The sequence below is a fragment of the Variovorax sp. P1_H12_2 genome (assembly GCF_056405335.1).
Genome location: NZ_JBFUCI010000258.1, coordinates 1 through 9,132 on the forward strand (window position 1 = coordinate 1; position 9,132 = coordinate 9,132).

A 9,132-nucleotide genomic window follows, 5' to 3' on the forward strand; every position below is an offset into this window, starting at 1 on the left:
GCGAAGGATGGCGCGCCTACCTGGCGGCGATCTTCACCTCGCAGTTCATCAGCAACGTGCCCGCCGCCATCGTGCTCGATCCTTTCGTGCACGACCTGCCGGCGCTGGCCGCGGGCGTGAGCGTGGGCGGCTTCGGCTGCGTGCTGGGCTCGCTGGCCAACCTGATCGCGCTCAGGCTGGCGAAGCTGCCGAACGGCCTGCGCGAATTCCATCGCCTGAGCATCCCCTTCCTGCTGGTTTGCGGCGCCTCGGCGCTGCTGCTGCGGCTGGGGTGACAGGCCCCGGCGAGGCGCGCAGAATCGACGGCCTCGCCATGCAACGCCACGAATCCCCCGTCTCTTCCCACGGCCTCTCGCTGCGCCGTTACGGTGCCTCGCGCGGCAGCCATGCGCATGGACACTTCCAGGTGCTGGTGGGGCTCGATGGCGTGCTCGAACTCGAGGTCGAAGGCCGGATTCGCCGGCTCGGCCCAGGCGACGGCTGGGTGATCGCGCCCGGCGACCGGCACGACTTCGAATCGAAGACCGGCAGCCAATGCCTGGTGCTCGACACGGCGCAGGACCTGTGGACGCGTTGCGCCGGGCGCACACCCGCGGCCGAACCGATGCGGGCCCTGTCGCGCTACCTTGCGCACTGCTTCGCGCAGCCCTCGCCGCCGGCCCTGGCGCTGCACCATGCGCCCTCCCTGCTGCTCGAAGCCTGGGGGCCCGCGGTGTCGCTGGCGCGCGGCCGCGCGATCGACTGGACGGCGCTGGCCGCCTGGGCGCAGCTGCGCTGGCACCGGCCGCTGGGCGTCGCGGATCTCGCAGCGGTGGCCTGCCTCAGCCCCAGCCAGTTCGCGCAGCGCTGCCGCGACGAGCAGGGCGTGAGCGCGATGCACTGGCTGCGAATTCAACGCCTGGCGCATGCGCGGCATCTGCGCGACAGCGGCATCAGCGTCGCAGAGACCGCTCGCCGCACGGGCTACCTCTCGCCTTCGGCGCTCACCGCCGCCCTGCGACGCCACGCCTGACCGTCATTGCGCGACGGCACCCCGGCGTTGTGCGACGATCTGCCCGCTTAAGCTCGGCGGCATGTCCCCGACGCTCAACGCCCTCGCCGCCATCGCCCTCTGGGCCACCCTGGCCTCGCTGGGCACTTCGCTCTCGCACCTGCCGCCGTTCCTGCTGACAGGGCTGGCGCTCATCATCGGCAGCCTGCTGAGCTGGCCGCTGGTGCTGCGCGATCGCCGCGCCTGGGCGGTTCCGCTGCGAACGCTGGCGCTGGGCGTCTACGGGCTCTTCGGTTTCCACTTCCTGCTCTTCATCGCGCTGCGCCATGCGCCGCCGGTCGAGGCCAACCTGGTCAACTACCTCTGGCCGCTGTTCATGGTGGTGCTGGCGCCGGTGCTGCTGCCGGGCATGTCGCTGCGGCCGCTGCACGTGGTGGCGGCGCTGCTGGGCTTCACGGGCGCGGCGATCGCGATCCTCGGGGCGCGCGGCAGCACCTCGAGCGCCGGGGGCGGCAGCTACTGGGGCTTCCTGCCGGCGCTGGGCTCGGCCTTCATCTGGGCCAGCTTCTCGCTGTGGACCCGACGCGTGCCCGCCTTTCCGACCCGGGCGATCGGCCTGTTCGGCTTGGTCTCGGGGGCGCTGTCGCTGCTGTGCCACGCGCTGCTGGAGCCCTCGGCCGCGCTGTCGTCGCGCGATTGGCTGCTGGTCGCGCTGTGCGGACTGGGCCCGCTGGGTGCCGCCTTCTTCTTCTGGGACCTGGCGCTGAAACGCGGCGATGCGCGGCAGATCGGCATCCTGAGCTACATCACGCCGCTGGCGTCGACCGCGCTGCTGCTGCTGATCACCGGGCGGCCGCTGAGCTGGAGCATCGCGCTGGCCGCGGTGCTGATCATCAGCGCCGCGGTGATGGGTACGCGGGCGCGTTGAACAGGCTCAGTCCGCGACCTTGAGCACCAGCTTGCCGAAGTTCTCGCCGGTGAAGAGGCGCGTGAGCGCCTCGGGGAAGGTGTCGATGCCCTCGACCACGTCTTCGCGGCTCTTCATGCGGCCGTCCTTCAGATAGCCCGACAGCTCGGCGATCGCCACCGGATAGCGGTCGGCGTAGTCGAACACCACGATGCCCTGCATGCGGGCGCGGTTCACCAGCAGGCTCAGGTAGTTCTTCGGTCCCTGCACCGGCGTCGTGTTGTTGTACTGGCTGATCGCGCCGCAGATGATGATGCGGGCGCCGCGCGCCAGCTTGGCGAGCACCGTGTCGAGAATCTCGCCGCCGACGTTGTCGAAGTAGATGTCCACGCCCTTGGGGCAATGGGCCTTCAGGCCCTCGCGCACCGCCGAGGGGCCGGCCTTGTAGTCGATGCAGGCGTCGAAGCCCAGCTCCTTCACCACCCAGTCGCACTTGGCCTGGCCGCCGGCGATGCCGACCACCCGGCAGCCCTTGATCTTCGCGAGCTGGCCGACGGTCTGGCCGACCGCGCCGGCCGCACCCGAGACCACCACGGTGTCGCCCGGCTTCGGCTGCCCGACGTCCATCAGGCCGAAGTAGCCGGTCATGCCGGGCATGCCCAGCACGTTGAGCCATTGCGTGATCGAGCCGGCGCCGAGGTCGATTCTGGCGAGGCCGTTGCGCTGGATCTCCTCCTGGGGGATCAGCACGTACTCCTGGACGCCGAGCGTGCCGTACACGGTGTCGCCGACCGCGAAGGCCGGGTTGCGCGACGCGATCACGCGCCCGACGCCGCCTGCGCGCATCACGGCGCCGATCTCGACCGGCGCGATGTAGCTCTTGCCCTCGTTCATCCAGCCGCGCATCGCGGGGTCGAGCGAGAGCGACAGGCTCTTGACCAGGACGCCGCCTTCGGTGGGTTCCGCGACCGGCTCGGTGGTGAACTGCCAGTTGTCGCGCGTGGCCGCGCCTTCGGGCCGTTTGGCGAGGCGGACCTGGCGATTGCTGAGGGTGCTGCTCATGCGCGTGTCTCCTTGGGGTGTCTGATGCCGGCGCATCGTAGCTCCGGCCTGCGCCAGGGCCGGTAGCCAAGGCGACAAGGCACGCCGCTCAGAAGGGATAGTGGCGCGGCGTGGTCTGGACCGTGATCCAGCGCAGTTCGGTGAAGGCCTCCACGCCCGCCTTGCCGCCGAGCTCGAGCACCACCGGCTTGAGGTACTTGGCGCAGGTCTGAGCGATCAGGCGACCCACCCGCGTGGAGCCCGTGAAGTTGACGCGGCGCACCGCCGGATGCGCCACCATCGCCTCGACCACCGCGCCCGCGTCGGCCGGCGCGTTGGTGACGAAATTGACCACGCCGGGCGGCAGGCCGGCGTCGTTCAGCGCCTCGACGATCAGCGCGTGGGTCTCGGGGCACAGCTCCGAGCCCTTGAGCACCACCGTGTTGCCGCAGGCCAGCGGCGTCGCGATGGCGCGGGTGGCGAGGATCACGGGCGCGTTCCAGGGCTGTGCCCGCTGCGCACAAAGCACTTGTCGCAGCGTGCACGCCGCTAGTGGTTAACCCGCAAGCTGCGGGCACCGCGGCGGGCCGGAAAATGGGCGGAGTTTTTCAGCCAAGCCCTTATGACCGTGTCCATGGTTCTGTCGACCGATGAAGTCCCGCCGCGGGAGCGTGCGCCGGTCTGCATGAGCGAGGCGGCCGCGCGCGGCGCCGGCGAGCTCATCATCCAGCTGGTGCGGCTGTCGCTGATGGAGCTGGCCGGCCAGGAGACGCCGCGCACCCAGCGGGAAGCGCTGAAAGACCGGATCCGCCAGCACGTGGCGCAGCACCTGCGCGACCCGGCGCTGTCGATCGACGGCATCGCCCTGGCGCTGCGCTGCAGCAAACGCCACCTGCACAACACCTTCGCCGGCGACGACGACACACTCACCGGCTACATCCTCCACCAGCGGCTGGCGTGCAGCATCCGCCAACTGCTGGACCCGGCCAACGCGGCGCGCCCGATCACCGACATCGCGCTCGCCTCGGGCTTCAGCAACCTCTCGCATTTCAGCCGCGTCTTCGGGGCGCACACCGGCGGCAGTCCGAGTGATTTCAGGCGACAGGCTGCGCGCAGGCGTCGCGCGTGACCCCGCTGCCCGCGCGTCGCGCCATCCGCACCGCCGACTGGGTCGCCGGCCTCTCGATCGCCGGTCTGCTGTTGCCCGAGGCGGTGGCCTATGCGGGCATTGCGGGGTTGCCGCCCCAATCGGGCGTGATCGCGCTCCTGGCGGGCCTGCTCGTCTATGGCCTGCTGGGAAGCAGCCGCTTCGCGATCGTCTCGGCCACCTCTTCCTCGGCCGCCGTGCTGCTGGCAGCCACCAGCGCCGCCAACGGCCACGGCACCGCGCTGCAGTTGGCGCTCGGCGCCGCGATCGTGCTGCTGACGGGTGTCTTCTTCCTGATCGCGGCCGCGGCCCGGCTCGGCGCCGTGTCGAACCTGATCGCCAAGCCGGTGCTGCGCGGCTTCGCCCTCGGGCTGGGGCTGACCATCGTGGCCAAGCAGATGCCCAAGGTCGTCGACGTCCATCCGGGGCATGGCGACTTTCTGCGCCTGTCGTGGGAGCTGTTCGCCAGCATCGGCCAGTGGAACTTCGCCGGCCTGGCGATGGCCGGCGTCGGCGTGGCCCTGCTGCATGGCCTGGGGCGCTGGCGCGCGGTGCCGGCGGCGCTGCTGGTGATCGCCGCGGGCATCGCATTGGACGTGGCCGGTTTCTGCCAGCAATGGCACATCGCCGCGGTGGGGCCGATCGAATTCGGGTTCACGCGGCCCGGCATGCCGGAGCTGTCGCGCGAGCAATGGCTGCGCATGGGCGAGCTGGCCTTCGCGATGGCGCTGATCCTCTACGCGGAATCCTGCGGGTCGATTCGCACCTTCGCGCTGCGGCACGGCGACAAGGTGTCGGCCAACCGCGACCTGCTCGCACTCGGCGCCGCCAACCTGGCGTCGGGATTGTTCCAGGGGATGCCGGTCGGCGCCGGCTATTCGGCCACCTCGGCCAACGAGGCCGCCGGCGCGCAGAGCCGTGCGGCCGGGTTGGTCGCCTGCGCCGTGGTCCTGCTCGCGGCCATCACGCTGCTGCCGTGGATCATGCATACCCCGGAGCCCTTGCTCGCCGCGATCGTGATCCATGCCGTCGGCCACATGCTGGATCCCCGCAGCCTGCGGCCCTACTTCGCCTGGCGGCGCGACCGGCTCGTCGCCCTGGTCGCGTTCGGCGCAGTGCTGCTGTTCGGCGTGCTGGACGGGCTGCTGGCCGCCATCGGCGTCAGCCTGCTCATGCTGCTGCAGGGCATGTCGGGCGCCCAGGTGAGCTGGCTCGGCCGGCTCGCGCAGGGCCACGACTACGTCGACACCGCGCGCCACCCCGAAGCCCGGGTGCCCGCCGGCATGCTGATCGCGCGGCCCGAAACGCCCTTGTTCTTCGGCAATGCCGATGCGGTGTTCGCCGCGATCCGGACCCGCGTGGAAGCGGCCCGGCCGCTCGGCCACCTGGTGCTCAGCCTCGAGGAGTCGGCCGACCTCGACGGCACCAGCATCGAGGCGCTCTGCGACTTCGCCGCCTCCATTCGCCGGTGCGGCGCGCAGCTGGTGCTCGCGCGTGTCAAGGACACGCTGCGTGATCTGCTCGACCAGGTGCGCAACCCCGACCTGCCGCCTTCCCTGTACGCCGCCTGGAGCGTGGACGATGCCGTGGAGCAGGCTCGCGCATCCGCGTCAAGCCAGTAAGACGGTGACCGCGAGCCCGGGCGCCGCGTTGCGCACGGCAAGCGTGCCGCCATGCGCCTCGGCCACCAGCCGGCACAGGTACATGCCGAGCCCGACGCCGCCGGTCGCGCGCTGGCGCGCACTGTCGGTGCGGTAGAAGGGCTCGGTCAGGCGCTCCAGCTGCGCCGCGTCGACGCCCGGGCCGAAGTCGCGCACCTCCAGTTCGATGCCCTGCCCGGCCCTGCGCAGCGTCACACGCGGGGGTTCTTCGCCTTCGGCGCCGTGGCGCAACGCGTTGTCGAGCAGGTTGCGCACCAGGAGGCGGACGCGCGAACGGTCCAGCGAGAGCATTGGCAGATCCGCCGGGTTCTCGGTGACGATGTCCTGCCCGCCGGACAGCTCGTTCGCCACCTCGCGCACCAGGGCGGCCAGATCGACCGGCTCACGATGCAGCGCGGCATGCGGACTGGCGAGCCGCTCGCTTTCGAGCAGGTCGCTGATGAGGTCGCGCATCTCGGCCAGGTCGCGCAGGAGCGCGGCGCGTTCGGCCGCGCCTTCGGGCGTCGCCGGCAGCAGTTCGGCATTGAGACGCGCCCGCGTGAGCGGCGAGCGCAGCTCGTGGCTGAGCGCCAGCAGCAGCGCGCGCTTGGCGTCGAGCATGCCCTGGATGTCGTGCGCCATGGTGTTGATGCGCTGCGCGAGCTCGCCCAGTTCGTCGCGCCGGCGCAGCGGAATCGGCACTTCGAAGGCGCCGCGCCCGAAACGCTCGGCGCCGGCGCGGATGTCGTCGAGCGGCCGCAACAGGCGCCGGACGTACGCGTAGGCCAGGACGATCAAGCCCAGCAGCAGCGCGAGCGTGATCCAGCCGATGCCCTGCGGTTCGCGTTCCCAGGGCAGCGTGCCGACCCCGAAACTGATGCGGTGGCCGTCGGCGGTCGTGCGGTGGAGCCAATCGCCGCGCTGGCCGAAGCCATGCCGGGGGCGATCGGCGTGCGAATCCCAGTTCACGACCGGCCCCTCGATACGGATCGAGATCGGCAACCGGGTGACCAGCGCCTGGGCACGCGCCACGTCGGGCGGCGTGCCGAGTTCGGCGACGATGCGATCCATGTAGTCGGCGACGAGGGGCCGGGCGGCATCGCGCCAGCCGGTCGAGAAGGCCCGCTGCATGCCGCCGAGAAACACCGCCGTCATCGCCAGCGCGAGCAGCACGAACACGAGGATCAGGCGCACGCGCAGCGAATGCCGCCAGCGATGTCGCCAGCGGCTCTGCCCGCTGCGCTGCGGCTTCATGGCGTGCTCTTGCCGACGGCGAGCGCGTAGCCCGCGTTGCGCAGGGTCTTGATGCAGTCCAGCGGTTCGAGCTTCTTGCGCAGTCGGCTCACGACGATGTCGACCGCGCGCGTGTAGAGCTCGGCCTCGTGGCCGCGCAGGCGATTCAGGATGTCGTCCCGGCTCCAGACCTTGCCGGGCTGGTCCGCCAGCAGGGCCAGCAGTTCGAACTCCGTGCCGGTGAGGTCGACGCGCTCGCCGTGGCGCAGGACCTCGCGCCGGTCGAGGTCGATCGACAGGCCCTCGAACTCCCGGCGCTGCGCCGGGGGCGCCGCCGGCACCGCACGCTGGCGGCGCAGGATGGTCTGCACGCGCGCCACCAGTTCGCGCGGCTCGAAGGGCTTGGGCAGGTAGTCGTCGGCGCCGAGCTCGAGTCCGACCACCCGGTCCATCACGTCACCGCGCGCGGTCAGCATCACGATCGGGATGTCGCTCTCCTTGCGGATCTCGCGGCACAGCGCGAAGCCGTCCATCTCGGGCAGCATCACGTCCAGGATCGCGGCGTCGTAGGGCTGGGCGCGCAGCCTTGCCAGGCCTTCGCTCGGCCGGCTCGCACTGTCCAGCACGAAATCGAAGCGCGCAAAGTAGCTTGCCAGCGGCGCGCCGAGGTGCTCGTCATCGTCGATCAGCAGGATGCGGGGCATGCGGCGATTGTGCATTCGGGCGACACCGGAAGCCGCTACCTCACCAGGGGTCGGCGCGGCCGATGCGGCCCAGGTGGGTGACACCGAAGCCGTCGCCATGGTGCAGCCCGAAGCCCAGCAGCCGATCGAAGCCGATGTGGGCGCACCAGACCAGACCCACGGCGAGCGCCACCGGCTGTTCGCCCAGCACCCCGGCGACGAGCACGGCGAAGGGCCCGAGGTAGGAGTGCGCGGCGTTGTACACCGCCGCGCCGACCCGCGGCCCGGCCAGGAAGCCGAGCAGCGAGAGGTCGGGCACGAGGAACAGCAAGGCGAAGGCGCCCCAGCCGGCCCCGAGCTGGGCGTAGCCCAGCAGCGCCGCCGCCAGCATGGCCAGCCCTTCGAGCCGCAGCATCGTGCGCACGCCGCCGGGCGGGGGCGTCATCCCCGGCCCCACCGGCGACCGCCGCGGTCCATGAAGTCACGCACCTTCTGCTGCTGCGCCGGGTTCAGGTTGTCGAAGAAGTCGGCCGCCGCGGCAATCACTTCGGGGCTCCCCGCCTGCACCGCGGCCGTCTTGTCATCGACCAGCTTCTTCGCCCGCTCCTGGTCGAGCTTGGCGCCGGCGAACAGGCTGCGGAACTCGGCCCGCGGGTCGCCACCGCCGCGCAGCGCGGCCCGCTGCGCCTGGAGCTTTTCGGTCAGCACGGTGAGCTTCTGCTTCTGCGCGGCGTCCAGATCGAGCTTGCTGCCCACGCGCTCGACCATCCGGGCGCGGAACTCGGYGCGGTCCTGCTCCGAGCCGCTCCAGCCATGGCGATGGCCGGAACAGCCAGCCAGGCTGCCGGCCACGAGCGCAGCACCGGCGAGTCCGAATAGAGAACGTTTGAACCAGGGTTTCATGGGAGTCTTCCTTCAAGAGGATCGGTGTGATCCGGAAGACTCGATGCTCGGCTCAGGGGTCGCCGAAATCCTTGCGCCGCGGTTTCGCTGTGTTTCGTTTTGTTGCGGCACTGGCCCCACGCCCGGCCCGGCGCCGGCCTATCGCACCAGCGCGGCGGCCGGATTCTCCAACTCGAGCACCTCGCGCGCCCAGGCTTCGAGCTTGCTGGTGTCGGCCCGGATCACTTCCTGCTTGACCGCGAGGATCTGCGACGGATGCATCGAGAAGCTGCGCAGCCCCAGGCCCAGCAGCAGCCGCGTGAACATCACGTCGCCGGCCATCTCGCCGCAGACGCTGACGCCCTTGCCCTGCCGCCGGCACTCGGCGATGGTGTCGGCCACCAGCCGCAACACGGCCGGATGGGCCGGATCGTAGAGGTGCGCCACCGATTCGTCGGCGCGGTCGATCGCCAGCGTGTACTGGATCAGGTCGTTGGTGCCGATCGACAGGAAGTCGAAGTGCTTCAGGAAGGTCTTGAGGGTCAGCGCGGCGGCCGGGATCTCGATCATCGCTCCGAGCTTCACATTGCCGTGCACCACACCGCGGT

At 70.9% G+C, this 9,132-nt stretch carries 10 protein-coding genes and 2 pseudogenes; 5 read left to right on the plus strand and 7 right to left on the minus strand.

The annotated features are described in order from the left end of the window. The 3 genes and pseudogenes from AC1D2K_RS22600 to AC1D2K_RS22610 form a co-directional block, all read left to right on the plus strand. Positions 1 to 275: pseudogene (locus tag AC1D2K_RS22600) on the plus strand (SLC13 family permease); the annotation flags it as partial. A 38-nt stretch (positions 276 to 313) separates the two neighbouring features. Further along, positions 314 to 1,012: a helix-turn-helix domain-containing protein gene (locus AC1D2K_RS22605; protein ID WP_478091147.1), complete on the plus strand. Its 699-nt coding sequence runs from the start codon at positions 314 to 316 to the stop codon at positions 1,010 to 1,012. A 61-nt stretch (positions 1,013 to 1,073) separates the two neighbouring features. Continuing rightward, positions 1,074 to 1,919: a DMT family transporter gene (locus AC1D2K_RS22610; protein ID WP_478091149.1), complete on the plus strand. Its 846-nt coding sequence runs from the start codon at positions 1,074 to 1,076 to the stop codon at positions 1,917 to 1,919. Between the two features lie 6 nt (positions 1,920 to 1,925). Here the strand turns inward: AC1D2K_RS22610 and AC1D2K_RS22615 are convergent, their stop codons facing one another. Together AC1D2K_RS22615 and AC1D2K_RS22620 are read right to left on the minus strand one after the other, a co-directional pair. Beyond that, positions 1,926 to 2,960 (minus strand): NADP-dependent oxidoreductase, encoded by a 1,035-nt coding sequence (locus AC1D2K_RS22615; protein ID WP_478091150.1) that lies wholly within the window; start codon positions 2,958 to 2,960, stop codon positions 1,926 to 1,928. 157 nt (positions 2,961 to 3,117) lie between these two features. After that, a pseudogene (locus tag AC1D2K_RS22620) lies at positions 3,118 to 3,444 on the minus strand (aldehyde dehydrogenase family protein); the annotation flags it as partial. Between the two features lie 129 nt (positions 3,445 to 3,573). Here AC1D2K_RS22620 and AC1D2K_RS22625 point away from each other — a divergent pair. Both AC1D2K_RS22625 and AC1D2K_RS22630 read left to right on the plus strand, forming a co-directional pair. Then, the gene (locus AC1D2K_RS22625) at positions 3,574 to 4,068 is read left to right on the plus strand and encodes a helix-turn-helix domain-containing protein (protein ID WP_478091158.1); all 495 of its coding nucleotides are present in this window, start codon (positions 3,574 to 3,576) and stop codon (positions 4,066 to 4,068) included. A gap of 5 nt (positions 4,069 to 4,073) precedes the next feature. Then, positions 4,074 to 5,708, plus strand: a complete 1,635-nt coding sequence (locus AC1D2K_RS22630) for a SulP family inorganic anion transporter (RefSeq protein WP_478091159.1) — start codon at positions 4,074 to 4,076, stop codon at positions 5,706 to 5,708. Here the strand turns inward: AC1D2K_RS22630 and AC1D2K_RS22635 are convergent. The 5 genes from AC1D2K_RS22635 to AC1D2K_RS22655 all read right to left on the minus strand — a co-directional run. Continuing rightward, the gene (locus tag AC1D2K_RS22635) at positions 5,697 to 6,980 is read right to left on the minus strand and encodes a HAMP domain-containing sensor histidine kinase (RefSeq protein ID WP_478091151.1); all 1,284 of its coding nucleotides are present in this window, start codon (positions 6,978 to 6,980) and stop codon (positions 5,697 to 5,699) included. The genes AC1D2K_RS22630 and AC1D2K_RS22635 overlap by 12 nt on opposite strands. Further along, positions 6,977 to 7,663 (minus strand): response regulator transcription factor, encoded by a 687-nt coding sequence (locus tag AC1D2K_RS22640; protein ID WP_478091152.1) that lies wholly within the window; start codon positions 7,661 to 7,663, stop codon positions 6,977 to 6,979. The genes AC1D2K_RS22635 and AC1D2K_RS22640 overlap by 4 nt, the downstream gene beginning before the upstream one ends. 40 nt (positions 7,664 to 7,703) lie before the next feature. Beyond that, positions 7,704 to 8,087: a DUF4260 domain-containing protein gene (locus AC1D2K_RS22645; protein ID WP_478091154.1), complete on the minus strand. Its 384-nt coding sequence runs from the start codon at positions 8,085 to 8,087 to the stop codon at positions 7,704 to 7,706. Next, complete coding sequence (locus AC1D2K_RS22650) at positions 8,084 to 8,545, minus strand: Spy/CpxP family protein refolding chaperone (protein ID WP_478091155.1); 462 nt, start codon at positions 8,543 to 8,545, stop codon at positions 8,084 to 8,086. The genes AC1D2K_RS22645 and AC1D2K_RS22650 overlap by 4 nt, the downstream gene beginning before the upstream one ends. A 138-nt stretch (positions 8,546 to 8,683) precedes the next feature. Beyond that, the coding region (locus AC1D2K_RS22655) for a putative PEP-binding protein (RefSeq protein ID WP_478091157.1) at positions 8,684 to 9,132 on the minus strand (449 nt) is incomplete at its 5' end.

Coding starts and splice junctions, on each gene's coding strand:
- AC1D2K_RS22645 (WP_478091154.1), bottom strand. CDS start 8,087: ATGACGCCCCCGCCCGGCGGCGTGCGCACGATGCTGCGGCTCGAAGGG.
- AC1D2K_RS22605 (WP_478091147.1), top strand. CDS start 314: ATGCAACGCCACGAATCCCCCGTCTCTTCCCACGGCCTCTCGCTGCGC.
- AC1D2K_RS22635 (WP_478091151.1), bottom strand. CDS start 6,980: ATGAAGCCGCAGCGCAGCGGGCAGAGCCGCTGGCGACATCGCTGGCGG.
- AC1D2K_RS22640 (WP_478091152.1), bottom strand. CDS start 7,663: ATGCCCCGCATCCTGCTGATCGACGATGACGAGCACCTCGGCGCGCCG.
- AC1D2K_RS22615 (WP_478091150.1), bottom strand. CDS start 2,960: ATGAGCAGCACCCTCAGCAATCGCCAGGTCCGCCTCGCCAAACGGCCC.
- AC1D2K_RS22625 (WP_478091158.1), top strand. CDS start 3,574: ATGGTTCTGTCGACCGATGAAGTCCCGCCGCGGGAGCGTGCGCCGGTC.
- AC1D2K_RS22610 (WP_478091149.1), top strand. CDS start 1,074: ATGTCCCCGACGCTCAACGCCCTCGCCGCCATCGCCCTCTGGGCCACC.